Consider the following 24823-nt stretch of genomic DNA (forward strand, 5'->3'; position numbering starts at 1 on the left):
TTTCAACTTTTGATTTCAATTTTTAAATAAGCATTTGCATCTCCGGGATCTTGGCCGAAATCAATATAAATCTCGCCGTCGTTATTTGTGGTCAGACATTTACGGTTGATTTGCACGCCATTCTTCCAAATATTCCAGCCTCGGCTGTTCGCCGAATAGCGCGCGTTGGCACTCGTATCGCAGAGTGAACCATCTGAGACCACTGTGATTCTAGGGTTAGCCCGTGCAACGAAGCCTTGATGATAGGCCGACTGACGTCCATGATGGGGAGCGATCAACACGTCACAATCTTCAATGGCGTCGAGGAATTCTGCCCGCTGCATGAGATATTCCAGTGAATCATATTCATTATCACCTGGAATAATGACCTTAACACCTGCATAAGAAACCACTGTAATGATACTATGGTTGTTAAGATTATTCTGCGGTAAATGACTTGTTGAAAAATGTTCAAACTGAACACCACCATTGTTCACCGGCACTTCAGGATCTGTCAGCGTAGTGATGGCGGTGTTGTAACTGTTACTTATACGGAAATATTTTTCAAATTTGGGCCGGTCGCGGTCACTGACATTTTGCATGATGGTATTTTGATCTAACCATCTTGGGCGGTGAAATACGGCGATGTATAAGCCCAACTCATCTAGTTTAAGAATATCATCAATGTGGTCTAAATGCGGATGCGTTATCAGCAACTGGTCAATCGTTCGTACGCCATAATGATGATAGAGCGTTTCCAGCGGGCTCCGAAAAGGCCGGTGTTCAGAATAGTCACCAATACCCAGATCAAAAATCATATGTTTATTAGCGGGAGTTCGGATAAAAATGGCGTTGCCATGCTGAACGTCCCATACCCTCATTTTTACATTGCCCATTGTTTGAATTGTTTAATATGCCTTACAAAATTCTCGTTGTTTTAACTCGCATGATTAGGAATTTCGGTATGGGAAGGAAAATGTTCTTGTTCTTTTTTATAGTATAATAGCTGAGGAAATTCCTGTCGTTTAAAAAATTAGGTTGTGCTTTTTATGATGCTACAGTCGTTGAGAAGGAAGCCTTAACAATATTATTATACTATATCGTAGCTTTAATCCTTCCCACGCTTTCGAGCTCCAGGAACTTTGATTTGAACGGTCCTGTCGGCATCTTTTTCTTCAACAATTTAAAAAATGTTTCATCATGGGTAGAAAGAATAATCTGTTTATTATAGTTCAAGACAATACTCCGTAACAGGTCAATAGTTGAAAGTATATTGACGCTGTCCATAGATTGGATTGGGTCATCGATAAAAATACAATCGTAATCAGGCGTATTGAGGGCTGTGGCCAGAAATATACTTAGGCTTAAAATATTAATCTGTGCAGTACTAAAATAGAGATTAGGGATTAAATCGATATTTTTGTTCACCTTATCTCTAACGAATACATCTAGGCGTGGCGTTTCCGCGTCAAAATCAGCGCTGAAGTGCACTTCTTTAAAGTCGGGGTGCGGATCGATTTTACGGTATAAATCATTAATTAGATTCTCGAAAAAAAACTCCTTTACTTTCTCCTGAAGGAAGGTTTTAGTTTTTCCGAGCTCAGAAGATAGTCTGATTTTGACATTCCCCTCCAAAAACGTTTTGTCAGCGACTAGTTGCTCAAGTGCAATCTTTGCGTTTTCCGATTGCAGAAATTCATTGACATTGTTTGCATACTTTTCGATTTTAGTATATTCATCGATCAAAGATCTGTTACTGAGTTGGACAAGATTTAAGCCCTGCTCTTTAAGATCGAGTGTAGCCGTTAGTGTCTTGAAATCGATAAACTGTGACTCTATCTCTAGTTTGTCTTTTAATAAATGTCTGAAACCGTCCATTCTTGAATCTGCACGCTCCTTTTCTTCAATCAAGCTATTTAGGCGCTCTTTTTCTGCTAGCTGATTGAAGGTAGCCAGTTCCAATGTCAGACTTTGCAGTTTAGTCTGTAATTTTGCGATTTGATCAAAATATCCTTTGATTAATCGCTCGTTCTCGCCCAGCTCATTTTGCAGAACCTCCAAAGAAACTTCTTCCGTATTGAAATTGACGCGGAACCACATCAAGACGTTCATATAACTTTCGGACTGCTTTAAGGTCGCTATTGTTTCCTCGCAAAGCTTCAGTTCGTCTCTTGATTTGGCCAATAGGTCGCTGAGTTTGTTTTTGTCCAGTAATTGCTTTTTTAGCACATCATTAAGTTGGCTCTCAATTTTCCGAAGGATTTCCAGGTCGCTGCTCAACATCTGCTCGTAGGCATCATTACTCAGACCCAATTGTTGCATCATAAGTTCACGCAGATCGTTCTGCATTAAATTCAGAACATCTTCATGAGAAGATATTGATTTTGTTAAAGTTTGAATATGAGCCGACACAGCAATGCGCAGGATCTGTTTATCATTTATCTCTTCTTTAAAATACAATAGCAACTGTTCGGTCGTGTTGTTGATGAGTTCTTTTAACCTTGAAGATTCCTCTTGAAGATGGTTTTTATCTTTGAACAGATCCTGAAGTATCTCATCCAGCGCTCTATTGCTGGCGATACGTTCTGCTAACTCCTGATGCGATTTAAAAGTTTGCTCACAAAGCGGACATTTATTCCTAATACGGTCTTTATTAATGAGCTCTAGCCCTTGGCGAATAAAGGCCGATAATTCGGAATGTAATGTTTCGTGCTGAGTGATTCTCGCATTTAGAACCTTAAGCTGTTCCTCATTCTTGGATAATGCTTCACGGTTGGCCAGAAGCACGTCGATGTTTGATGCTAAAACCTGATCCTCAATTAGGTTCTTGGAAAAAGTTTCCTGATTGATATTTGCCACTTCATTCTCCAATTCTTGTAGTTCTGTCTCGACGGTCTTGAACTGAGTTTCCAACGGCCTCAACCTGTCGCGCTCCTCTGTGACTTTTGCACCCTGAGCAGAGATGTCCTGTTCAAATTTTTGGATAAGCAATAAACGGTCAGGCAAACTGTTAATAGTTGCTTCGACTTGATCAATCCGTGCCAATGCGCTGTTCAGTTCAGATCTGGTTTCGGTTTCCTGTATTTCCAAGCTGCCAAGATCATCGGATTTGGTATTGATTTGAACGCGCAAGTTAGCTGCCTTATTTTCCTGTTGTGATAGCGAGGTTGCAACTCGCTGGTATTCATAGTATTTACCAATGATACCGGAAACAGAGCTCTTTAGCGATTCCTTTCCTTTCATCAGCTTATTGAGCGCAGCAATTTCGTTCGTTTTGTTATCAGCATCTGAAAATTTGACTAAAATATTTCGTATAGAACGCTGATTTTCGTCGATATCTATATTTCTTTCTTCAAGATCAAAATAGGCGCGAATGCCGATATATTCATCGCTACCGACTTTGGCAGCCAATATCCAATCCAGCTTTTCGCGAATAGCTGTTTCATCGTTAATAGCTATGAGTCGGTCAACAATACGATTTTTTAAGCGGCTAACCTCTTCTTTTGTGGTAGTTAAGGTTAACTTGTTTAACCCAGGTTGTTGAAATTTTTCTGATAGTAAATCGATTTGCAGATTGATCTTTTCCAGAATGTTTTCGTTTTCCAGGGCAGAAACCCGCTCCTGTTCTTTGTTAATCTCCTGATCAATGGTAGAAATACTGCCTTGGCAATAGGTCAAAAGCGCTTTAAGATTTTTATAATAGCTATTTATTTCCTTCAGCTCTGGGTTATCCATGAAAATTTCATACCGCTTAGTTCCGTCAATCTCCCGAAGAAAGGCGGAGATCCATTCCTGCGAAAGAATAACGTTACGAAAAGTGCGGTTGGGCAGATTTTCACCGCCGTCCATGTCGGCATCTGATTTTTTATTACCGTGAGGTTTTAGCTTGCGATTTATTGGTTCTATTCCTTCCCCTAAAATTTTAACATATGTAGGCTGGTTGGAATGGATATTGCGCCAAAGCTTAACTTGTGTATCGGACTGGCTTTTTAACGCATCAATAGCGCCCTTGGTGATCGTCGTATTTTGCCAGAACCTCTGTACATTATTAGTCATTCCCCATTCTACAGCGTCGTAGAAGGAGGTTTTACCATAGCCATTTGGTGCATATAAAGAAACAAAGTCTGCCGTTGTATTCGCGTCAATTGAAAAATCAAATGTCGCATGCTCGGCCTTGTCATAAATACGAAATGCCGAAATTTCTATTCTCTTGAACTTCATGAGCGTGGCGGTTTGAGTTGTTTCACAAGTTGGTCAAATGCGCTACCAGCTTCTGCGGTCAGCTTTTGTTTTTTTAACGTTTTTTCTTCCAGTATTGACCATAACAAAGGGTCAGCAGCGAATTTTGTTGGAGTTGCCGCCACTTGTTCAGCTGAGAAATGGACGTTCTTGTTGATAATATGTTCATCAATAATGTCATCATTCCGCTGATTTTCTACCAATATTTTCCTACTGGAAAAAGTATCGTTTTCAATTCTAAGTTTTAGACTATTGTAGCTGACCATATCTGTAATGCCCGCTGGCCGGATAAAAAAGATATAGATGTTCCATATCTGAAATTCATCGGTCAGCTGACTCTGAAAATCAAATGCGATAGCCTCAACCAATAATGTCCAGTTCGCATCTAGGTCTGAAAGACTATCGCAGCGAACAAAAAACACCGGTATGGTTCCGTTATATTCTACTTTTTGGTAACTGATCGTCAGGTTCTCAAACCTGCCGTTCAATATTCCTATCAACTGCTCAATCGAAAAGCTCATGATATTCAGATTTAAGTTTTTCCAACAATTCTTGTTCATTCAGATTCCGGTACTGGTCTAACTTTCGGATGATACAAACCTCTTTGAAATGTTCTAAATGCACAAAATTAAAGCAGGTGAACGGGTCTATTCCGTTGTCAGTTTTAAACCCTCGTTTATCGTAGGGCTTAGCGATATCGATCATCGTTCCCTTTTTTAAATAGAAAGTAGACTTTGGCGGGGTCTTGGAGCTGACAAATATCGTAGAGTCCGGCTTTAGCCCTACATAATCTGAGCGCACCAATTCGTTGCGCACTTCGGTCCAATCTTGGCCGTCGATATACTTAAGGCGGTATTGATTGAAGATATCCGAGAGCATTGCTTTTTGGATCGGATCGTACTTTACTATGTTCAAAATGGTAAGGAACTCCAGCCATGCAATCCAGATATCCTTGTGCGAAAAACAACTGGTTTCATCTTCAATGATCAATAAGCGAGCTTCAAACAATTCTTTGATACCTTGAGGAGTAATGTCAGATTTGACAATTTGTTCAGCTTTATTCCGCAAAATGATTCTTGCTCCCGCAATATTTTCTTCATCGATCACATCAACAGCAAGCGAAAAAACATCATCTCTTAAAAACTCGAAAGAATGCAGAAATGGAGGATAGAGTGCCGATAACTTTCCTTGGTTAGTTGGATCAGTTACAATCAGGTTAAAGTAGTGTACCGGTACAAAATCAATTTGTCCACCTGCAAGCATTTGATGAGTTACCTTACTTTGGATGCCTATAACAGAAATATGATCATCTATTATCTTGACGATACCGCCGCCTGACATGCCTTGGATTTGCGGATGGGCCAATGTAGTACTGACCAACTGTGCTCGTTGATTTTGCACACCGGCGCTAATTAGGCGCGAAATTGCGTATTCTGTACTTTTCTCACCAGCCTTACTCTGTGCTAAAATTTGTGGATAACCGTATAATCCATAACCAACAGCATTGACACTGATATTGGATTGAAAAATTTCATCAAAGCCAGGTATAAAATTAATTTTTAAAATTGCGGCATCTGCATTTGACGAAGCAAAATAATTTTTCCCATTCTTAAAGACGAAATTTAATACAATCTCTGACCATACGCCATCCTGATAAACTAACCTCGTTATAGGGATAACATGCCCATCAGCAGTATTATATGCAACTTGATTTCCATTTAGATCAGACTTTGTACCCTCAAAAAGATGCTTGGCAGTGAGGATATACGTGTAAGTATCAGCTCCTGCCATCGGTTGAAATAGACACCCGCTCCCATCGTTCAGCGACACGATATAAGTTTTAAGTTGCTCGGTAGTCATATTTTAAAAAGAATAAACGGAGTTAAACGTGCGCGGATATTATACGCTTTTCTGTCGGCTTCATTAAAAATGCCTTCCCGTACATTTTCATAATTGAAGTGAAATATAGCATCGGGGTTGCGGGTTATGATTCTCGACAAAGTTCTTTTGTGTGGATGCCCATGACCCATACTGTTAGTACTGATCATATAATTCTCTGTAATTAATGCCGCCAATAATTCCTTGTTATTGTTGGCTTTACTGCCGTGATGAGAGACTTTGAGGAACTCTACCTCTAATGGATTTTCCGAGGTATGACCAAGTACGGACAGAGCCTCGGCAACCGGATAGGGATGGGAATCACCTAAGAAAACAAACTTTTTACCCTTTAATGTCAAAATAAATGAAATTGAGCTACCATTTTTTACACTGGTATCCTGTGAAAACTTATACTTAGGCCCCTCTTCCTGAATAAAAGCGGCAACATTGGTAGACCAGTCGTTCCCCGTACCGGATGTGTAGACATCGTCTTGAGTTTTATCCTGATATTCTTTTAAAAGCTTCCGCAATTGTGGTATAGTTGGCCCAAGAATCTCGAATTTCGCGTCATCTAGGTGATGTGTCTGGCCGGACAAAATCAATTCCCTCTGCCAAAACTTATAATTCAATAAAAAGTCCTCGAAATCTATTCCTTCAGCAACCCCGGTACTAACCAGGCCCGGCCTATGCATCTTTATTGTCAAAAGTTTATTTTCTTCTTCTTTTATTTTTTCAGCAATCAGTTTTCCAAAATTAAACCAAACCTTTCTTATAAAGCCGGAAATTTCGGTATCCATTTCAAAAAGCTTCAGAAATCCGCAAATATGGTCATTGTCAATATGCGTCAAGATAAGGAGGTCAATTTTCTGATTGTTTCCTTTAATGTCGTCTACTTCTGTTTTCAGGTCACCGAAGGTATTCGTCGCCGGATCGAAGTAAGCAGCATAGAGCCCCGCGTCTATAATGATATTACGTTTTGTGCCGCTATCATCAGTATATTTAATAATGGTACAATCCCCATTTTGGGCTCTTAAGAATTTGAAAACCATGTGATAGGCGTTTATAGTCAAACCAAAGCTAAGTAAGCTGAATCAAATATTTATTATTTTTTCGTTTTTCCGCAACTGTCAAATCAATAATGAAAATGGTCGTGTCTACAAATATATCGAAGAAAAACTAAATTTTTTAGTTTTTATCCGTTGCGCGGAGTGCTCGATATAAGTAGTCATGATACTGCTATCTCGAAGCTGGCACCCTGACCATTACGGCAAAGGCAGCAAAGAACAAATGGTCCGGCTCTACAATACTGACACGCTCTTTACACGCTAAGTAATTGCGACCTCTACCAGAAAAAAATCGATTCCACCAGATGCTACCTTCTTGTCAATCGGTTAAACAACAACTTCCGTTTAGTCCATCCGCTTGCTGCTAAAAAACTGGCCACAAGGGCCAATATCAGCAAAGAAGTCAATCCGCATGTCCTTTGCCATACCTTATCCACGCCGCTCTTGGAAAACGAAGTCAACATCAAATATATCCAATCATTGCTAGACGACAGCTCCATCATAACAAGCCAGATCTAAATCCAAGTCGACTTCGAAAAAGAAATGCGCGTCTTATCCAAAAAAGCACCGAAGAATAAGCTTTGCAATGGCTACACAGTAAGCTGAATAAAGGATAACTGAACATTATCAACTTTATGAGTAAAGTAAAGCAAGCTATGTTTTGACCGGGTCAAAACGGATTGCTGGCTAAACCATGACCGGATAGACCGCACTCCGTTTAGCATAGGCTTTGCACAAATGTTTCTTTAATTTGATTCCCTCAATCAGATCATGGATATCCACTACTAGATGCTAAAAATTTTCGATTAACTGACGACACAAATAGAAATTCTACAAAATACACCTCCGAAATGATGTATCTGCAATTAAGTCAGGCGCTTTCAGAAACACTGCCTGATCCGTTGTAATTAGGTTTAACATAAAAGCCTGCCGCCGCGAGGGCAGGCAGGCTTTCTATTGTACGAATGGGCCTTACCAGAGCGAACCCATACGCAATACCTTCAGGCACTTTACTCCGCCTTGTTTTTCATCTCGGTAACTTGGCCACGGATGTCCTGCGCCAATACCTTTATGTGCTGCATGGCATTACGCAGGCGGGTGCCTGCTGCCTTGTTACCCTTTTCATAAAAGGCTTTGGCTTCAGTCTCTGCATCCGTAAGCACCTTCTTTAGTCCACTGAATTTGTCCATGATTATATATATGTTGCTTGCAGGCAGCTTATACGCAAGGAACGGTAAACCGGTTACTCTGCGCCCGGCCTTTGTAGGTGCCGCTCATAAACCTGTTTGCATAACGTCACGCATTCCTCTACCATGATCATCAGCTGGCGGACGTTTTCTGCATCGGGCATATAATCGTCCTTGTACCGCGACTGACTGTAAGCATCTTTGAGCAGCAAAAAGAGTTCAGCCCCTTTGTTCGTATTTAAGCGAAACAGTTTTAAAATATCATCGGTGAACATGCGTGTCAGTTTGAGCATCCGGGTCAGATTATGAACCGACAGCCGGTAACCAGTGACACCTCTGATGACCGCCATGAGCGTTCCTTCCACTGCCTGGTGCAGCATAAACAAGCACATACCGTAATGCGCCTTTGCATAGTAAAACCGTGCGCCTTCCAGGAACTGGCTACCTTGGCCGTACCAGCGGACAAAGTTCTCATGTCTTCTTTGCAAACTGGCTACTTCGTCCGGTAGCGGGATAGCCGGCAACAGCAAGCTTTCTGATAAGTAGATGAGCTGGCATTCCCGGAGCGCCCGGCTGAAGAAATAACTGCCACCATTCAATGAACGGACCAAATTGTCTTCCGCATAAATCAGTACGGCAAGCGGTGCTACGTTATGGCACCTGTCCTCCAGCAGACCTGCCACTTCATGCCCCTGCATCTTCTCCGCTTTACTCACAATGACCAGCAGGAACAACAGGTCGGGTTCCCCACTTGCCGCGCCCAAGTACAGTACAGCCAATGCAGTGGGTAGCTTCTTGCGGATAATACCCGTAACAGCGGTGAGCTGCTCCTGCCTGGCTTCGCTGATATGAGTATTTAACGATATGGGGCCACTGTATTCGGATAAGTCTTCCTGTAAGGCCAGCATATCTTTGGGATTGTCCCGCTCGCTAACCGGCTGGGGCAACCGGATATGGATGAGGAAGCAAGCAGCATACAACCGTTGCAGCCATTCATAACTTTCCACAAAGGGCAACGGTTCAGGATATTCAAACGATAAGGCGGTAGAGAGCGCATCGCCCAGCCATTCATTCAGCTGATCCAGCCAACCACTTCTTTCCTGATGCATAAAAAAGCCGGTGAGTACGATGTACGGATCGCATTGTTCGATAAGGCTGAGGCCGGTGGGGTACTGCGGGTAGCACTGCCGTTCCATCTCTATCTCCTCTTCACTCACCGGTGACAGGTAATAGATGTTATCTTGGTTTTGTTGACGGTCTAACAGGAGTTGTGCGGCTAACACTAAGCCACAGTTCTGTTTGCAGGTAAACCACAGGTTGGCCGGATTCTCTTTTTGTAAGTCAAGGCCGTTCGGGCCTAAGATGAACCTCCGCCACCGCCGGAGTTCGTTCAGGTGGCCGTGCAGGCCGTCATCGGCAAAGAATTCTTTCAGGGTGAGCAGCGGCAGGGCGGATTGCCCGGCGACTAAATGGCGGTAAGGTTCCAAAGGTGCAGCAGGTACGTTTTTCTGTTTCGTCATGGCTATTGCGTGTTGGTTAGGCCAAAATTCCACAACCCTGCCGGTGTACCGAACCCAAAGGGAGGATACTTTATCCATTCAGTGAGTTTGTTACCCAATAAAAATCTTTGCTATATTTGGGCATATGGAAACGCCTAATACCACCAAACCTATGCACATCGGACGGAAGATCAGCAGAATCAGGGAACTGCGCGGTATCAAGCAGGAAACACTCGCCAGTGAGCTGGGCGTGAGCCAGCAGACCGTTTCCCGCATGGAACAGAGCGAAGTACTGGAAGAGGATGTACTGGCCAAAGTAGCCGGCATCTTGGGCGTATCGCCTGAAGCCATCAAGAATTACAGTGATGAGGCGGTCATCTATAACATTCAGAACAACTATGATGGTTCTTCAAGTAATTACAGTGGTTTGCATCATTGTACATTTAACCCATTAGACAAGGTTATTGAACTGGTTGAAGAAAACAAAAAGCTGTACGAGCGTCTGTTGCTATCTGAAAAAGAAAAGAATGAATCATTGCGAAACACAAATCGCTAACAAACCATAATGACACCAAAAAGCCGGAGCCTGTCTCCGGCTTTTTCATGGGCTGCTGGTGCCTCAGGTATTTAGGTTGTTACCTTTTTTGAATGCCATCAGATACGTTTAGGAAAGAGTTTGACGTTAGTTTACTTTGTAAATTGTATTAACATCTGCCTTATTACAGCTATGAATAAGCTTTTTATCAGCGGCTTTGCGCTGGACATATCCGAACTGGAACTGGCCCGCCTAATTGTACCTTACGGTGACATCGATACCCTTAAGATTGTTCGTGACCGCAAAACCCGCATCTGCAAGGGCTACGCCTTTGTCGAGATGAAAACAGCTGAAGGTGCTGACCTGGCCCGCGAAGTCCTCAACGGTATGGCATCGAGCGAGCAGCGGCTTACGGTAAACCACGTAGAAGAACAATCTCCTGTTAAGCCAGCTATCTTTAATAAATCACAGCGTTCGGTTAATACAGGATACTTAATAAACAGGAAAGCAGCGGAAGCCATCAAACCCAAACGCCCCAGGCGTCCGGTTGTCTAAGTCTGCCGCTTTGTTGTACGAAACTGTTTCCCTTATTCTTTCTGTACAGTCTGAGGCATTCACTGCGTAAACAGCCTCTTAACAGCAAGCAGGAAAGCGGTCAAGGGCCTTTAGATTTACCACAACTTTAAAAGTAGCTATCTTGCTGACAAGGAACAGGGTGAACTCTGTCAAGGGCTAGGTTACAGACCTATGCGTCGTATTAGTCTCTGTTCCGAGTCACAGGATTATGTCGTGACCAGTTAGAATAATAGACATAACAGGTCTTGTAAAGGCATTAGTCAACGGCATATTTTTTAAACCTAATTGGTAAACTATGAACCCTACAACTTTCATTGGCGTGGATATTTCCAAGCTAACCCTTGATGCGCATTTACGCGGAAGCAACGTTTTTAAATCGTTTAGCAACAACGAGAAAGGTTATCATGCACTATTAGCCTGGGCTAAAAAGTCAATCAAGTCATCCGCTCTGACAGATACCATAATCTGCTTTGAGAATACCGGAATGTACAGCATCAACCTGGCCGTTTATCTCCAGCAAGCAGCTATTCCGTTTGCGATGATACCACCATTGGAAATTAAGCAGTCCATTGGTATGCACAGAGGCAAAAGTGATAGCATTGATGATAAACGCATCAGTGAATATGCTTGGCTACACCGGGATACCCTCAAGTGTTCCGTCATACCAGCAAAAAGTATTCTTAAGCTCCAAACACTGCTGACTTTGCGAAACCGCTTGGTTTGTGACAGAGGAGGCTTTGAGGCCACCTGGAAAGAGCAACGCCTCGTACTGGGTTCGACAGAGAATCAGGATCTGTTTGATGTCTATCAAAGCATGATTGCGCAGCTGACCACGCAGATCAAAAAGCTGGAAGCGCAGATACTGGCAACCATTGAAAGTGATACAGCTATAAAAAACAATTATCATTTGTTGACCGGCATTCAAGGTATAGGGCCGGTCATTGCTGCCCATATGATAACCAGTACGCATAACTTTACCCGTTTCGCTAACTGGCGAAAGTTTGCGTGTTATGTCGGTACGGCTCCTTTTGAACACACCTCCGGCACCAGTATAAGAGGCAAAACACAGGTCAGCCAAAACACTTAAAAAGCTCCTTCACCTGGCTGCAATCAGTGCTATAGCACATAATAAAGAACTACGGGCGTATTACCTGAGACGGGTAGGCGAAGGTAAAAGCAAAATGAGCACCATTAACATTCTTCGTAATAAGATCATTGCCCGCATGTTCGCCGTCATTAACCGGCAGTCGGAATATGTGGAACTGATGAAGTTTGCAGCTTAGCACTCTGGCATCTTAACGCTTAAACACCGCAGCAGCTTCCTGGCAGGTTCTGTCAAGGGCAGCGGAGGCAGCGTAGCGAACGTAGCTATTTATATACCCTTTACAGAACCTGAATGGAACTGAACTTTGTGACTGCATTAAGATGCTTTTTTTATTGAATAAACTTGCAAAGGTCTTAGAATACGATGCTTTCCATTGAAAAAACAAATCAAAACAGCATCGTTTAATACACCCTTGACGGCTTTCCCGCAGTGTTATCTTCGTGCGAGCAGTGCAGTGCCGGTTTCATCTATTTCATCCTCGTATCTCCCGCTGACCGACAGCCCGGGGCAGGTCTGTTATAAGCGGTAGCGCATTTCAGTCCTGCCATGCCCGGAAGGCGGGGGCTGACGGCGGAATGCAGCACGGCGCGACAGCGCGTAGCGGAATGCAGCCGTTTGCCCCCGCCTTCACTGACCAACTGAGAGGTTCCCATACTCAACCTGTGTAAAAGGATTGCCAATCTCAAACCTGCATACCATCACCGCTTCCTTTTGCGTCGTTTGTGCAATTCGTCATCCACATCATCGGCTATCTGAATAGTAAGCGGATCAGGGTAATGATGACTGCTATAGCCAGTACCGCTATCCATATTTTCATAGTCCACATCTGCTGCCGGTGTTCCTCCGCCTGCTCCGTTAGGGTCTTCTCTATTTGGTTTACTTTCCGCAACAGCACTTGCTGCTGTTCTGCCGTCTCCCGGATGAACTTGGTTGCGACTGTCCCGTTGACCTGCAACTGGTGAACCATTTGCAGCATCAGATCCTTCTCGCTGGCTTCTTCGTTCGTCTTTTTGTTGTTGTGTAGCAGTGGTGGTGTTTGCGTCTGCATTTCTGGCGGCAGCACTGGTTGCGGCTTCCCTGTGTTCGAGCCCGTATTGTTTGGTTGTTCTGTCGTTTGCCTGGCGAGCAGCCTGGCCGTCTCTAATTTGTTCATAACCTATGTGTTTAATGATTTCCGACCACTTGTAGCGGTTGCCCAAAGCTTTGCCGGTTGATTTGAAGTTGCCGTAGTAATAAGTAATGCCGGTTATCCTGCCGGTGCTGGCTTGGTTGAACAGGAAGCGGATACCCGCCTGTTCGCCTTTATTGATGAAATTAGATAAAGTAAACGGCTGCCCGTTATTCTGTAACAAGCCGCTCAGTAATTCCTGTAAGACCATCTTGCCTGACGCTTTGCCGGTTCTCAGAACCATCTCCAGTTCATTCTTCGTGGGTGCCCTTTGTGATATATAGCTACCCGGCTCTATAGCTATGTCGCTATATAGTCCGGTAGAGACATTCCCATCTCGCCAGGTAGCCTTTGTTCCACCAGGCTCCATAGCGTTACGGCCATTTGGCACCGTAGCCTTCCGGCCATTAGACCCTGTTTCCGTACGGCTATCCGGCCGCACGGCCTTGTACCGGCTATGTTTTACAACCGTAAGGCCGTATTGCAGTTCCAGCTTGCGCAGGATGGCTTCGCTCTTATAGTAATTATTGCTATCTTCAACCACCGTGCCGTCAAAGCAGATGCGGTTTGCCAGTACATGCAGGTGCGGATGGTCAGCGTCATGATGCCGGAATACGAAGAACTGGTTGTTGGTGTAGCCGTTCTCTTTCAGGTAGCGGTGCGCTATCGCAAGTAGCTTACCATTGTCCAATTTTGCGGCATCTTCCACTGGAAAGTTGAGGCTGGTATGATACACATACCGGCCCAGGTTGGGCTTCAGACTGCATAGCCAATCTATCTCCTTTCGGATTTGACCGGTATCCAGCGAACTAAAATTGGTGTCGAGCAGTTCCGCCCGTAGGTTTTCGTCTGGGTGATACAGCTTTTTGAGGTTGTAGTTCAAGGCACCCATAAAGCTTTTACCGATTTTCTGACTGGCGATCATGCGTTAACTTTTCAATGATGATACTTTCCTTCCGGTTCAGTTCATCCAGCACTGGGAGCAGCGCAATGGGCATTAATCCCGCATTGACTTTCTTGGTCAGTTGGTTTAGGTTCACGCCGATCTTCTTCAGTTCCAGATAAGCGTCCCTGTCCAGCCGGGCCGCCTTTGGCTGCGGGAACCGCCCGGTAAACAGTTTCTGCCGGACGAGTACGCTGGGCGCAATGCCGCAGGCTTCGGCCAGCTGATTCAATTGTTCAAGTTCCGCAGGCGTCAATCGGAAACTCAGGCGGATGGTCAGTTTATCTTCTGTGGGTTTGGGTGGTCTTGCCATAAGTTTATTGTTAAATCTGCTAAACGAAGTGCGGCAGATGTGGGTCCGGGATACCTCCCGGCAAGTCGTTTCGGGCGCACCGAAACATGGCTTGCTCCATACCACCGGACATATATTGCTGTAGCAGTGTAGCTGTAATTTTATTCCTTCTTTTGTTCTCTCTTCAGCCAGCACAATCGGGCTGGAATGTCCTGGTGTCCATGGTGCCGGTAATAGTGGCTCTGTGGTATCCTGCCTGTCCGGCTTGCTGGCTAAAAAAGAAAATGCTCGTTTATTCATCCGTTTGCTCTTGGTGTATTCGTGTCGTTCTTTTTGAGTAGTAGGTTACTACCGCACTACACCTGCTACATCTTTGTGTAGTCAGTAGTAAGCAGTAGTACTTGGTTTCTTTGTATCTTACTACATGAGATTTAGCTGTTTTACAACACGTTTTAGTTACGGTAGTCCTGTAGTAAGATCATTAAAGCGGATATAGTAGAATTTGACGGGGTAACTGTAGCTTCCGTATCCCCGCACCGAGTGCGGCACAAAGCCCAGCTTCTTTAGAGCCTTGCCCAGCCCCTGCTTGTTGAGCCGGATGCGGCCGTTCACCTTATCGCTCAGATGATTTAGGAAGTCCGTTGCCGTGTATTTGGCATCATGGCTATCTGACGTGCCGGGCGCATAATATTTCTGGATGAGTTCCATTTCCGGGCTCACGATGCGGAACTGTTCGTTGACCTGCTCGTTCTGTTCGATCTCTTCTTTCGTCAGCTCATACTTAAACCCCTGCTGCCATAAATGCCAGGCATGGCTCCAGACCACATTTATGTCGATCTCCGTATTGTAGGCCCAATTGATACGGCTGATTTCGAAGCATAGCCAGCGCACGTTGGCATCATCGGTTAAAAACTCGGTCATGTTGGTAGAACCAAAGAACGAAATGCGCCGGGGTGTCATCTTGGCCCTGCGCTCATATGGGTGCCGCACATTGACCAAGAGCTTACTCATGATGGATTTCAGCGCACCAATCTCAAACCGCGACAGCGTGGAGAGTTCGTCCAACATGCCGATGAAATTGGCGCATAGGGCAATCAAACTGTCCTTGTCTACGCTGATGTTTTCCACGAAATACTTTTGCAACTGTGATGGTACCAAGAAGCGGCTGAAGGTGGTCTTCCCGCTGTTCTGCTGATCGGACACCAGGATAAACGCCTGTTTGTTGAAATAGTCCGGCACCAGCGCACAGACAACGGTCCTGACCAGCCACTTCTTCAATTGTGCGTTGAACCGTGGCTGGTGATGGGCGGTGATGTAGCCCGCGAACCGCTCAATGTAATCGCCGTGCTGCCCCGGGTCATATAGACCTTTGATACCCTCGAAGTAACATTCAAACGGGTCGTACTCCCGGATGTAATCAGAGCCCAAAAACACCAGCACGTCCGAGATGGTGGCCCGGATGCCGGCATCTTTGCGCAGGTGGATGTACAGCGTGTTTTCGTTGACCTCCCGAAAATCCGTCTCCCCTACCCGGCGGCACTCAATATCGCTGGTGACGATGTTCTTGCGGAACTCATAGTGCTCTGTGAAGTACTGAATCACCTTCACGATGGACGGTGAGGCATCGACCACTTCGTTATTTTTAGCCATGTCTGTAAGCGCTGAAAGGGTTTGCAATGAAAAAGGACGAAGGGCCGATGAAAAGAAAACTGTAATTATTCATCATCTTCATTTTTTCCTTTTGCTGCTCAGGTGCAGGCCGGAATTCATGATGTCAGACCGCTTGAAATAGACCCTGGAATTGATGACCTGGTGTTTAAGCAAACCCAGGTCGCGCCAGTTCTTAATGGTGGTGCGGGAGCGGCCCAGCAGCTTCATGACCTGGTGGGTTTGCAGCAGTTCGTCTGGTTCCCCGGATTTGGTCTCGACGTTTTGCAGCTTGTAAATGACCGCATCGGCGATCTCATTAATCAGCTCGTTCTTCTCGATGGGGGATAGAATGATGTTGTTCATAACTGTACCTGTTTGTGGGTTAACGGTACAAGGATGAGCACAAAAGGCAAAGGGTAGTTACCTTGGGTACTACCCTAACTTACGTAACTTCCTATGATTGAATATTTTATGAAACGGGAATTTTGAATGCTTCACGTAACTGTTCATTGGCGGTTATGACCGATACAACCTTAGCACTATACTGTAATGCTGCGCTATTCACCAAATAAGGCCTGAAATTTTATGGGCGACGGTTATGCAAATACAATCATTCGTGCTATATTTGCAACTACAAATCAGTTACAATCATTGAGTAAGCTTGATAAATTAAATACCCGCTTCTTAGCAAAGCCTAAAGACCTGACTTGGGACGAATTGGTCACGGTTCTGGGTTATTATGGCTACGCTGAAATTCCAACCGGTAAAACAGGCGGCTCCAGGAGAAAATTCAGCGATGCAAATCAGGTAATCATCAGCTTGCATAAACCGCATCCGAAGCCTATTGTCAAATCCTACGTCCTTGAACAGATACTGGACCATTTAAAAGAGAAAGGAAAATTGAAATGATTGATTCTTTAAAACATCAGGACTATAGCGCAACTGTCCATTATAGCGCAGATGATGAGGTGTTCTTCGGCAAAGTGATGGGCATAAATGACCTTATTACTTTCGAGGGCACATCCGTTGCCGAACTGAAAGAAGCCTTTCAGGAGGCGATAGAAGATTATCTGGAAACCTGCAAGTCGCTGGGCAAATCACCGGATAAAACGTACAAAGGTGTTTTTAATGTCCGCGTTCCGGCAGTTCTGCATCAAAAGGCTGCAATGATAGCTTTGCAGCACCATATGACATTGAACGATTTTGTAAAAACAGCGCTCGTCTATGCCGTTGAGCATGAAAGTGCTATTAATGTGGAACTTCAAATAAGTAACGGATAGGTTGTAAAGCATCCAGCGAAATGAGGTGTTAATATCAGTGGATTCCCCACGTTAAGCCACTGATTTGTTTGTATAGATGAAAAACTGTATATTGTTTTTTCATAGGTTTAATCATGGCCAAAAAAATCAGGAAGGATATCCGCGTTGGTGCGCTTGAAAAAAAGTTAGGCGTTGCACCGGGTACAATTACTAATCCCGACGGCTCCGATGCGCGAAGTGATAAGAAGCTGGAAACACTACAGAAAGAATTTACAAAAGCGAAGCCAAAAACTGCAAAGAAAAGTTCCGCTGCAACCAATATGATTAAAAAGCGGCCAAAAATCAGCCCGGACTTATTGGTTACCGTTGACCAGAAAGCAGCAGCCCGCAGGACCGTTAAAAGTAATCCGAAAACCTCCACGCTGGTAAAGAAACTAAGTGCGGCCGTTAAGAAAACCAGTAGCAAATAATGGCACGGCAGACGGCTAATTATTTAAACAACGTCTTTATCAACTGTCCTTTCGACAAAGGGTACCATTCCCTATTTGAAGCAATAATTTTCACAATTCATGATTGCGGCTTTATCCCCCGCTGTGCCAGAGAAGAAAATGATAGCGGTGCCGTAAGAATCATTAAAATTATGAAAATTATAGATGAGTGTCGTTATGGTATTCACGACATCTCTAAAGCAGATATAGATATAAATACAGGGCTGGCCCGGTTTAATATGCCTTTAGAATTAGGGTTGTTTATGGGCGCCCAACACTTTGCCTCTGCCCAGCATTATAATAAGGAAAAGCGCTCATTGATCATGGATAGCGAGCCTTTTCGTTACCAAAAATTTATATCCGACCTGGCGGGACAGGATATCGCCAGCCACCATCATTCGTCAACAGAAGTCATCAGCAATGTTCGGGACTTTTTAGCGAGCTACGCGAAAAGAACAAGTATTGCTGGTGGTGGCTTCATTACCGGACGTTTCGAAGAATTTTTAATTGACCTGCCTGATTACAGCAGTAGTATTCACCTAGATAGGGATCAGCTTACTTTTTTGGAATACGACGCATGTGTGGATGTATGGATCAATAACCACCCGATATAACATCATGATGAGACAACACAGATACGAACCAGAATTACCTCAGCTAACACTGAGTTCAGAGGAATTGTTCCAAATCTTGAAAACCGTTTTAAAGGGAGTTTCCGGTTCAATAGATTTTGGTACTATAAAAAGCCGGATAGCTAATCATATCGTCAAGTTCCAAATCGGATTTTCCGCGGCATCAGACATCAGCTATACTCCAACCTTAAATGAAATAGATGTTTCCCGGGTACGCGAAGCCGTTTGGGACTTAATCATTATGCGCTACTTGACTGTCGGCAGTTATGGAAGTGATGTATGGCCTTCTTTGACAGTTACTGAAAGAGGTCAGGCCTATTTTAATCTTTCGTAACACGCTAACGTTATTTTAACGGGATTAGTTATGGCCGATTTTCCTTTATAATCTTACCCACTTCATTTGCAACCAACGGCAGGTTTGCATCGGCAAAAGTATTTTTCACAGCCAGCAACTGTTTTGCCCTCTGAGAAGATGGTTCCGTACTCGTGATGGTCAACAGATCCTTTTCAATCATCGCTTTTACATTGTCACTGGATGCGCCAAGTATTTTACCCAACACTTTGTAAATGCCAGCTTTGCTTAGCTTACTGTCTGAATTGGCCTGCAACTTGTTGACCCATTCCTGCGTTGCACCTGGGGCACACAAAAGGAAATCAAGTGCAAGCAGCTTGATAGTTTTGTCTATTTCGGTATTAAGGTCAGGTTCAAATAGAGGTATATCTAGAGAATCCGCTGATATTGACCACCTGATTCCGCTGTAAGCCCTATTGAATATATTGACCTTGCAGCATAATTTGGCTATCTTTGAATTTCAGTCGATCGGCTTAACAGGGCTAATTTGCATAAATATTTTGTTCTTCAATGAGTAAAATCAGAATTAAGAATTTCGGTCCTATCAAGGATGGCTGCCTTGCAAATGACGGCTGGCTCGAAATCAGGAAAGTTACCCTTTTCATCGGCAACCAGGGAACAGGTAAGAGTACAGTTGCCAAGCTGATCTCAACTTTTACATGGATCGAAAAGGCCCTTACCCGGGGTGATTATGGCAAAGAATATTTCGAGGGAAAAGACCGTATCATGTCCTATCTGGAGTATCATAAGATCAGTCAGTATTTGCCGGAATATTCTAGAATGGGAGATCCGCTTGCACCTGTAAATGTGCCTGTTCTGGAATACCACGGCGATTCGTATAAGATCACCTATACACCGAGACGGCTTCGCATAGAGGAACGAAAATCTAAACGATATTCACTTCCGCAGATCATGTACGTTCCTTCTGAACGAAATTTTATCAGCACAATCGAAGATCCTAAGTTACTGCGTTTGGCATCTGCTCCATTAGTGGAGTTATTAACAGAGATGCGAAGGGCAAAAAGCAAAATCCTCAACCCGATAGAGTTGCCGATCAATGCAACGAAGCTTTCCTACAATGAAGATCTCAACCTTGTTTTTATTAAAGGAACTGATTACCAGGTAACCCTTGACAAAGCATCCAGCGGCTTTCAATCCATAGTTCCCCTGTACCTTGTGTCTTGGTTCTTGGCGAATCAGGTCAGGGGAAACGATTCACAGGAGAATATGAATAGTGATGAATCGTCCCGGTTCCAAAATGCCGTCCGAGAGATCTACGCAAATCCTGATCTTAATGAAGAGCAAAGGCGGTTGGCGCTTTCCGCTGTCTCTTACCAATTCAAGAAAACCGCGTTTATAAATATTGTGGAGGAACCGGAGCAAAATCTTTTTCCACAGTCACAATGGTCAATCCTTTCCAGTCTGATCGAAATGAATAGCTGGAGCAGGGATAGCAGGCTGATCATGACCACGCATAGTCCTTATATCATCAATTTTCTTACACTTTGTGTCAAAGCAGGGCTTCTTCACGAAAAGATAGATATTAAAATGGCAGCGGAAGCAGGCCGTAAGATCAATGCGATCGTTCCCTTTGACGCTACATTAGCACCTGGGCAACTGATCATTTACGAGATCGACGAGAACGGGACCATTTTGGAGCTGCCGGATTATAATGGGCTTCCCAATGATGAGAACTACCTTAACCTAAGCCTTGAATATTCCAATCAGCAATTTTCCAAGCTTTTAGACATTGAAAGATATGCCGGGAAATTACTTTGATGCCCATCACACCCAGTCTGACCATTTGGAATTTGGGCTTTATGATGATCCAGATCCGGCGAAGAACCCTGCCTATATCATGGAAGAAGAACCGGAAAAATGGATAGGTATTGTTCATAATCCCGATCAGATTATCGCTCATTTTTACGGGATCGATAATGACGTGAATGTTCGGGTATACAAAGCACCCCCGAATGATAATACTTGGGAAAGCAATTGTGAGGGGATGTTACATCATCGGAATAATATTTCCTTCATAGAACTTAAAGAGCGTGAGGGGTCAGGCTGGCTTTCCAAGTCTACAGGTCAGTTAATCAATACCATCCGGCTTTTTGCTGCCCAACACTCGCTTGATCAGTTCGATGATGTCAATGCTTTTGTTTGCAATAGTTTACGTCCACGTTCAAATGCTAATCACACTAATCAGATGCAGCGTTTTATGGATGAAACCGAAAGTCTAAACTTTAAAGGGATAAATACCGGGCTGAAAATGAATGTGATGCGCGAGATCACCATCTGACTAACATTAGCCGCATTTTAAGAGCTGTCGGCAAAGTTTAAATAGGAGCGTTGATCACCTTTGGAGCTACTAGTTCTTGTCCATATTTCGGCAATTTATTGCCTCAGTTGAAGCATACAGAGGTATTGACGGTCATTTTATATGTTTTACCACTTGGCTTTAAAGTCCTATCTCATTTTACCAATTGAGCTATGAATCTGACTTGTCAAAGCTAATTGACATTGATCAAACCTCATTAAAAAGTGTATTTATCTTTTACAAGGTTCGCTTATAAGGCTGACTTTTCCCTTGTTCCCAGTTGCTAATGGTGGCCCCGTCAACACACAATATTCTTCACAGCTTTTTTTTCTGATCCATTTCAGGTGCCTGTAGGCTTTCAGTTTACCTGACAGTGTCGTTTGATCAAAGCTAAACGGCAGGTAACCTAAAAACTGAATGATAAGTGGCAGGAATTGTATCTGAGGAATACTCCTGCTTTTTTCCCAGTTTGTGATGCAATCTTCAGGGACTCCCAATATCTTTGCTACATCTTTTTGTAACAGCTTTGAGTCCATTCGTTTCCTCTTCAAGTGTTCGCCTATCGTACCTGGGTTTGCAGGGTAAGAAACAGGCACCTTTTTTCCGGTTTGGCTTGCATAAACGCAAACAAGGCAACGCATGTATGCCCGTAAGATGCGTTGCTTCAGCATGAAGCTTGATTCTTTTTGAGTAAAAAATCAGCGATTTTTCATATAGTTTGCTAATTGCCTTCGCGCCGGAATCAGGTGGTCAATATCAGCGTATTTTCCAGCAAGCCTTTGGATCGACGGTTTGCCTGTGATTAAAAACCTCCCCTCCGTTTTCAAACCCTATAATCCCAAGTTGTGGATTTTGGCGGTAATGTGTTTAACAGCGGCAATAGGCATTTGGTTGGATATGGGCGGCATGATAACTTTTAGTATTTTGTAAATGACAGGGTCGGTTAGGATTATAAAGAAAACACTAACCGCCGGAAAACACACCCCATATATGCCTTGCAAACATCTACTTAATGAAGCTTTAGCTCTTTAAATAAGATTAATTATGGGTTGTATTCAGGAGGATCGTTCATGGCCGGTTTTCTTTGACAACCTTATCCACTTCGTTTGCAACCAGTGGCAGGTTTGCATCAACAAAGATGTTTTTCACAGCCAGCAACTGTTTTGCCCTCGGCGACGATGGTTCTGTACTTCTGATGGTCAGTAGATCCTTTTCGATCATCGCCTTGACGTTGTCACTGGATGCGCCAAGTATTTTACCCAACACTTTGTAAATACCAGCTTTGCTTAGCTTGCTGTCTGAACTGGCCTGTAACTTATTGACCCATTCTTGCATAGCACCAGGCGCACCGAGCAGAAAGTCAAGCGCCAGCAGCTTAATGGTCTTGTCCATTTCAGCATTAACCTCCGGTGCAAATACCGGTATGTCTTCTTTCCGGAGTAACTGCTGGTATAATACTTTAGCCGATTCGTAATCATTGATGTCCAGGCTTTCAAAGTAAAAGAAGTTGCCCTTTTTCTTTTCAGGGTCGATGAACGTCAGAAACTCTTTGGTTTGCAGGCCGTTGTTTTCCGCCCGGCTCAGCAGGTAATACCTGATCCACAGCAGTGCCAAACTAAATCCCAAACCGAAAACGATAGCCACCCAATTTATCTGGTGGTTGAACACGATTAGCAATGCAATAATAATCGATATTAAAAAATAAAAGGGAATGCTGAAAAGGTAATTCTTAAGGCGTATCCGGCTGTTCAAAAAGGACGCAAACTGGTTAAACGATTTGCTATTGCCAAAAAACACGGACCAGCCCAAGCGGTAGAACAGTATTCTTTCCACACCCGTATGCTCATCATAAAGCGCCAGATATTCATGAAGCTGGTAACGGGATAACGAAATATTATAACTAAGCTGCTTTACCATTACACTTCTATCCCTTCGATATAACGTTGGACAGAGGTTTGCGCTATCACCTCCGGCGTACCCCAGGCTTTGTGCATTTCATTACGCTTGCGCTCTTCGGTAACCTTGATGTACCGCTGAAAGCTTTTGTAGTCGGTATGGCCGGTGATACCCATTACCGTTTCCGCCGGTATGCCTTTTTCGAGCGACAGCGTGGCAAACGTTTTGCGCCCGGTGTGCGCGCTGACTAACTCATACTTCGGGTACATGTTGGCAATCTTAACAGGGCCGTTGTACCGGATGATTTCGGTAGGTTCATCAATGCCTGCCAGTTCACATACCTCCTTAATGTATTTGTTAAAGTTAGTGTTCGCGATCATCGGCAAGGGCCTCTGCTTATCTGCGTACTTTTGTAAAATAGCTAAAGAATACCCGTTGAGCGGTACAATAAGCGGCTCTTTTGTTTTTTTGACCGTAATCCTAATTTCGCCCGATACGATGTGTGCTCTCTGTAACTGTTCCAGGTCTGAATACCTAAAGCCAGTTGCACAGCTGAAGCAGAATACGTCCCGTACCTGGGCAAGCCGCTTACTGCCTTCCAAATCCAATGCCAGCAATCTTAGAAACTCTGCATTGGTCAAGGCGATTACTTCCAGCTTTTGCCTTTTGATGGTAAAGTCCTTGTAACCGTCTGCGACCTTGATGCCATTCTTCAGGGCGTATCCCAAAAAGGTTTTCAGAGTGCTCAGCTGTTTAGCAATGGTTACGTTATTAATCTCCCGGTACTTGATGAGGAAGTTCTGGAAAGATTGGAAGAAAGCATAGTCCATTTCGGAGAACCTCACTTTCGTCCGGGTATGCTTTTGGTAGGCTTCCAGATGCCGTTTGAGTGATTTGTATACACCCATGCTTCCTTTTTCCCGGCTGGGTTCGTGGATGGCAATGTACTTTTCGATAAAGTCAAAAACCAAGTTACTGGGTTCTGTTTTCTTGGTCTTAGGTGAGGTGTTAACTTTATGCTGGTCCAGCAGCATATCGGCGCTGTAGGTTGTCCCATCCAGTTCAAACCTCGCGGCAACCGCTTCAATACCTGCGGTAAGTTCGTCCAATGCCAGGTTGCTTCGTTTAATGTCGGCATTCTCCGGCAGTTCTGCGCCGGCATAGCATTTTATCAACTCCTTTTGAAGTTTGCCCGTCATCAGCTGAATCCGCTGCGTATGGTTGTCCCATAGCTCGGGAATGACGGTGATGCCGGTTGCCAGTTTACGCCGCTGTGAAGCGACCCGTACAATCAAGGTGACCGGGTGTTCACCTTTCTTATTGGCGGTATCTTTTCTAAGTTCGAATCGTATGGTTAAGCCCATAGGTTTGCCTGCTAAATAATGCTTCAAACTTACAAAAAATGGCTTTCAAAGACAATTTTGTGGGGCTATTTGTGGGGCTAAATTTCTTTACACAAGTGGTTAAAGCTGGTCTTAACTAATTGCCTTGATATGCTAACTAACTGTTAAATAGCTATGTATGTAAAGCTGTATATAGTTAAGGGTCATAATCCCAATCCCTCCGGCTCCACTTGTTACATTACCAAAACACACTAAAGCCCTGCATACGCCACGTACGCAGGGCTTTTTTTCGAAAAGGCCAAAATACTCACAAAATCTCGTCAAAAAGGTGAGTAAACTGGTGAGTATGCTTTTTGACAGCAGCTATTGACCGAATTTCTTACAACACAGTAATTGTCGTCCTGTTAGAAAGCAGAACATT

General features: G+C 43.9%; 26 protein-coding genes. 11 read left to right on the forward strand and 15 right to left on the reverse strand.

The genetic code is table 11. The annotated features are described in order from the left end of the window. Positions 1-2 precede the first annotated feature (2 nt). The 5 genes from ACY652_RS17725 to ACY652_RS17745 form a co-directional block, all read right to left on the reverse strand. Positions 3-875 (reverse strand): ComEC/Rec2 family competence protein, encoded by an 873-nt coding sequence (locus ACY652_RS17725; protein WP_462265716.1) that lies wholly within the window; start codon positions 873-875, stop codon positions 3-5. Between the two features lie 199 nt (positions 876-1074). Next, positions 1075-4200, reverse strand: a complete 3126-nt coding sequence (locus tag ACY652_RS17730; protein WP_462265717.1) for a hypothetical protein — start codon at positions 4198-4200, stop codon at positions 1075-1077. Then, entirely contained in the window at positions 4197-4739 is a 543-nt protein-coding gene (locus tag ACY652_RS17735; protein WP_462265718.1) for an ABC-three component system middle component 1, read from the reverse strand. The genes ACY652_RS17730 and ACY652_RS17735 overlap by 4 nt, the downstream gene beginning before the upstream one ends. Beyond that, complete coding sequence (locus ACY652_RS17740; protein WP_462265719.1) at positions 4723-6078, reverse strand: ABC-three component system protein; 1356 nt, start codon at positions 6076-6078, stop codon at positions 4723-4725. The genes ACY652_RS17735 and ACY652_RS17740 overlap by 17 nt, the downstream gene beginning before the upstream one ends. Then, positions 6075-7145 carry a ComEC/Rec2 family competence protein gene (locus tag ACY652_RS17745; RefSeq protein ID WP_462265720.1) on the reverse strand — a complete coding sequence of 357 codons (1071 nt, stop codon included), beginning with the start codon at positions 7143-7145 and terminating at the stop codon, positions 6075-6077. The genes ACY652_RS17740 and ACY652_RS17745 overlap by 4 nt, the downstream gene beginning before the upstream one ends. A gap of 387 nt (positions 7146-7532) precedes the next feature. On the opposite strand from ACY652_RS17745, the gene ACY652_RS17750 reads away from it, so the two are divergent. Beyond that, entirely contained in the window at positions 7533-7679 is a 147-nt protein-coding gene (locus ACY652_RS17750; RefSeq protein WP_462268289.1) for a tyrosine-type recombinase/integrase, read from the forward strand. Positions 7680-8170: 491 nt separating this feature from the next. Here the strand turns inward: ACY652_RS17750 and ACY652_RS17755 are convergent, their stop codons facing one another. Together ACY652_RS17755 and ACY652_RS17760 are read right to left on the reverse strand one after the other, a co-directional pair. Then, complete coding sequence (locus ACY652_RS17755) at positions 8171-8350, reverse strand: histone H1 (RefSeq protein ID WP_462265721.1); 180 nt, start codon at positions 8348-8350, stop codon at positions 8171-8173. Positions 8351-8403: 53 nt separating this feature from the next. After that, positions 8404-9867: a HEPN domain-containing protein gene (locus ACY652_RS17760; protein ID WP_462265722.1), complete on the reverse strand. Its 1464-nt coding sequence runs from the start codon at positions 9865-9867 to the stop codon at positions 8404-8406. 124 nt (positions 9868-9991) lie between these two features. Here ACY652_RS17760 and ACY652_RS17765 point away from each other — a divergent pair, with 124 nt between their 5' ends. From ACY652_RS17765 to ACY652_RS17775, 3 genes are all read left to right on the forward strand, one after another. Further along, positions 9992-10402 carry a helix-turn-helix domain-containing protein gene (locus ACY652_RS17765; protein WP_462265723.1) on the forward strand — a complete coding sequence of 137 codons (411 nt, stop codon included), beginning with the start codon at positions 9992-9994 and terminating at the stop codon, positions 10400-10402. A gap of 171 nt (positions 10403-10573) precedes the next feature. After that, a complete protein-coding gene (locus tag ACY652_RS17770; RefSeq protein WP_462265724.1) occupies positions 10574-10936 on the forward strand; it encodes an RNA recognition motif domain-containing protein in 363 nt (120 codons plus the stop codon). Between the two features lie 316 nt (positions 10937-11252). After that, complete coding sequence (locus ACY652_RS17775) at positions 11253-12044, forward strand: IS110 family transposase (protein WP_462265725.1); 792 nt, start codon at positions 11253-11255, stop codon at positions 12042-12044. Between the two features lie 716 nt (positions 12045-12760). Here the strand turns inward: ACY652_RS17775 and ACY652_RS17780 are convergent. From ACY652_RS17780 to ACY652_RS17795, 4 genes are all read right to left on the reverse strand, one after another. After that, positions 12761-14155 (reverse strand): relaxase/mobilization nuclease domain-containing protein, encoded by a 1395-nt coding sequence (locus tag ACY652_RS17780; RefSeq protein WP_462265726.1) that lies wholly within the window; start codon positions 14153-14155, stop codon positions 12761-12763. Further along, entirely contained in the window at positions 14130-14486 is a 357-nt protein-coding gene (locus ACY652_RS17785; RefSeq protein ID WP_462265727.1) for a plasmid mobilization protein, read from the reverse strand. The genes ACY652_RS17780 and ACY652_RS17785 overlap by 26 nt, the downstream gene beginning before the upstream one ends. A gap of 435 nt (positions 14487-14921) precedes the next feature. Continuing rightward, positions 14922-16115, reverse strand: coding sequence for a VapE domain-containing protein (locus ACY652_RS17790; RefSeq protein ID WP_462265728.1), 1194 nt, complete (start codon positions 16113-16115; stop codon positions 14922-14924). Between the two features lie 78 nt (positions 16116-16193). After that, positions 16194-16478, reverse strand: coding sequence for a helix-turn-helix domain-containing protein (locus ACY652_RS17795; protein WP_462265729.1), 285 nt, complete (start codon positions 16476-16478; stop codon positions 16194-16196). A gap of 222 nt (positions 16479-16700) precedes the next feature. Between ACY652_RS17795 and ACY652_RS17800 the strand changes: the two genes are divergently transcribed. The 5 genes from ACY652_RS17800 to ACY652_RS17820 all read left to right on the forward strand — a co-directional run bounded on the left by ACY652_RS17800 (position 16701) and on the right by ACY652_RS17820 (position 18828). Next, positions 16701-17024 carry a type II toxin-antitoxin system HicA family toxin gene (locus ACY652_RS17800; protein ID WP_462265730.1) on the forward strand — a complete coding sequence of 108 codons (324 nt, stop codon included), beginning with the start codon at positions 16701-16703 and terminating at the stop codon, positions 17022-17024. Beyond that, on the forward strand, positions 17021-17395 hold the full coding sequence (locus tag ACY652_RS17805; RefSeq protein WP_462265731.1) for a type II toxin-antitoxin system HicB family antitoxin: 375 nt from the start codon (positions 17021-17023) through the stop codon (positions 17393-17395). The genes ACY652_RS17800 and ACY652_RS17805 overlap by 4 nt, the downstream gene beginning before the upstream one ends. A gap of 113 nt (positions 17396-17508) precedes the next feature. Then, positions 17509-17844, forward strand: a complete 336-nt coding sequence (locus tag ACY652_RS17810) for a hypothetical protein (RefSeq protein ID WP_462265732.1) — start codon at positions 17509-17511, stop codon at positions 17842-17844. Beyond that, entirely contained in the window at positions 17844-18476 is a 633-nt protein-coding gene (locus ACY652_RS17815) for a hypothetical protein (RefSeq protein WP_462265733.1), read from the forward strand. The genes ACY652_RS17810 and ACY652_RS17815 overlap by 1 nt, the downstream gene beginning before the upstream one ends. A gap of 4 nt (positions 18477-18480) precedes the next feature. Continuing rightward, positions 18481-18828 carry a hypothetical protein gene (locus tag ACY652_RS17820; RefSeq protein WP_462265734.1) on the forward strand — a complete coding sequence of 116 codons (348 nt, stop codon included), beginning with the start codon at positions 18481-18483 and terminating at the stop codon, positions 18826-18828. 28 nt (positions 18829-18856) lie between these two features. Here ACY652_RS17820 and ACY652_RS17825 read toward each other — a convergent pair whose 3' ends face one another. Beyond that, entirely contained in the window at positions 18857-19102 is a 246-nt protein-coding gene (locus ACY652_RS17825) for a hypothetical protein (protein ID WP_462265735.1), read from the reverse strand. Positions 19103-19356: 254 nt separating this feature from the next. Between ACY652_RS17825 and ACY652_RS17830 the strand changes: the two genes are divergently transcribed. Both ACY652_RS17830 and ACY652_RS17835 read left to right on the forward strand, forming a co-directional pair. Beyond that, positions 19357-20625 (forward strand): ATP-binding protein, encoded by a 1269-nt coding sequence (locus ACY652_RS17830; protein WP_462265736.1) that lies wholly within the window; start codon positions 19357-19359, stop codon positions 20623-20625. Beyond that, positions 20606-21145 (forward strand): hypothetical protein, encoded by a 540-nt coding sequence (locus ACY652_RS17835; RefSeq protein ID WP_462265737.1) that lies wholly within the window; start codon positions 20606-20608, stop codon positions 21143-21145. Before ACY652_RS17830 ends, ACY652_RS17835 begins: the two co-directional genes overlap by 20 nt. 248 nt (positions 21146-21393) lie before the next feature. Here the strand turns inward: ACY652_RS17835 and ACY652_RS17840 are convergent, their stop codons facing one another. From ACY652_RS17840 to ACY652_RS17850, 3 genes are all read right to left on the reverse strand, one after another. Beyond that, positions 21394-21834, reverse strand: coding sequence for a helix-turn-helix domain-containing protein (locus ACY652_RS17840; protein ID WP_462265738.1), 441 nt, complete (start codon positions 21832-21834; stop codon positions 21394-21396). Between the two features lie 397 nt (positions 21835-22231). Then, positions 22232-23080 (reverse strand): hypothetical protein, encoded by an 849-nt coding sequence (locus ACY652_RS17845; protein ID WP_462265739.1) that lies wholly within the window; start codon positions 23078-23080, stop codon positions 22232-22234. Then, on the reverse strand, positions 23080-24450 hold the full coding sequence (locus tag ACY652_RS17850) for a site-specific integrase (RefSeq protein ID WP_462265740.1): 1371 nt from the start codon (positions 24448-24450) through the stop codon (positions 23080-23082). The genes ACY652_RS17845 and ACY652_RS17850 overlap by 1 nt, the downstream gene beginning before the upstream one ends. Positions 24451-24823: the final 373 nt, after the last annotated feature.

Source organism: Mucilaginibacter sp., from assembly GCF_965200995.1.
Lineage (GTDB): Bacteria > Bacteroidota > Bacteroidia > Sphingobacteriales > Sphingobacteriaceae > Mucilaginibacter.

Excerpts from the sequence above, each read along its gene's own strand:
- ACY652_RS17725 (WP_462265716.1), bottom strand. The coding sequence starts at position 875 with ATGGGCAATGTAAAAATGAGGGTATGGGACGTTCAGCATGGCAACGCC.
- ACY652_RS17730 (WP_462265717.1), bottom strand. The coding sequence starts at position 4,200 with ATGAAGTTCAAGAGAATAGAAATTTCGGCATTTCGTATTTATGACAAG.
- ACY652_RS17735 (WP_462265718.1), bottom strand. The coding sequence starts at position 4,739 with ATGAGCTTTTCGATTGAGCAGTTGATAGGAATATTGAACGGCAGGTTT.
- ACY652_RS17740 (WP_462265719.1), bottom strand. The coding sequence starts at position 6,078 with ATGACTACCGAGCAACTTAAAACTTATATCGTGTCGCTGAACGATGGG.
- ACY652_RS17745 (WP_462265720.1), bottom strand. The coding sequence starts at position 7,145 with ATGGTTTTCAAATTCTTAAGAGCCCAAAATGGGGATTGTACCATTATT.
- ACY652_RS17755 (WP_462265721.1), bottom strand. The coding sequence starts at position 8,350 with ATGGACAAATTCAGTGGACTAAAGAAGGTGCTTACGGATGCAGAGACT.
- ACY652_RS17760 (WP_462265722.1), bottom strand. The coding sequence starts at position 9,867 with ATGACGAAACAGAAAAACGTACCTGCTGCACCTTTGGAACCTTACCGC.
- ACY652_RS17765 (WP_462265723.1), top strand. The coding sequence starts at position 9,992 with ATGGAAACGCCTAATACCACCAAACCTATGCACATCGGACGGAAGATC.
- ACY652_RS17770 (WP_462265724.1), top strand. The coding sequence starts at position 10,574 with ATGAATAAGCTTTTTATCAGCGGCTTTGCGCTGGACATATCCGAACTG.
- ACY652_RS17775 (WP_462265725.1), top strand. The coding sequence starts at position 11,253 with ATGAACCCTACAACTTTCATTGGCGTGGATATTTCCAAGCTAACCCTT.
- ACY652_RS17780 (WP_462265726.1), bottom strand. The coding sequence starts at position 14,155 with ATGATCGCCAGTCAGAAAATCGGTAAAAGCTTTATGGGTGCCTTGAAC.
- ACY652_RS17785 (WP_462265727.1), bottom strand. The coding sequence starts at position 14,486 with ATGGCAAGACCACCCAAACCCACAGAAGATAAACTGACCATCCGCCTG.
- ACY652_RS17790 (WP_462265728.1), bottom strand. The coding sequence starts at position 16,115 with ATGGCTAAAAATAACGAAGTGGTCGATGCCTCACCGTCCATCGTGAAG.
- ACY652_RS17795 (WP_462265729.1), bottom strand. The coding sequence starts at position 16,478 with ATGAACAACATCATTCTATCCCCCATCGAGAAGAACGAGCTGATTAAT.
- ACY652_RS17800 (WP_462265730.1), top strand. The coding sequence starts at position 16,701 with ATGGGCGACGGTTATGCAAATACAATCATTCGTGCTATATTTGCAACT.
- ACY652_RS17805 (WP_462265731.1), top strand. The coding sequence starts at position 17,021 with ATGATTGATTCTTTAAAACATCAGGACTATAGCGCAACTGTCCATTAT.
- ACY652_RS17810 (WP_462265732.1), top strand. The coding sequence starts at position 17,509 with ATGGCCAAAAAAATCAGGAAGGATATCCGCGTTGGTGCGCTTGAAAAA.
- ACY652_RS17815 (WP_462265733.1), top strand. The coding sequence starts at position 17,844 with ATGGCACGGCAGACGGCTAATTATTTAAACAACGTCTTTATCAACTGT.
- ACY652_RS17820 (WP_462265734.1), top strand. The coding sequence starts at position 18,481 with ATGATGAGACAACACAGATACGAACCAGAATTACCTCAGCTAACACTG.
- ACY652_RS17830 (WP_462265736.1), top strand. The coding sequence starts at position 19,357 with ATGAGTAAAATCAGAATTAAGAATTTCGGTCCTATCAAGGATGGCTGC.
- ACY652_RS17835 (WP_462265737.1), top strand. The coding sequence starts at position 20,606 with ATGCCGGGAAATTACTTTGATGCCCATCACACCCAGTCTGACCATTTG.
- ACY652_RS17840 (WP_462265738.1), bottom strand. The coding sequence starts at position 21,834 with ATGCTGAAGCAACGCATCTTACGGGCATACATGCGTTGCCTTGTTTGC.
- ACY652_RS17845 (WP_462265739.1), bottom strand. The coding sequence starts at position 23,080 with ATGGTAAAGCAGCTTAGTTATAATATTTCGTTATCCCGTTACCAGCTT.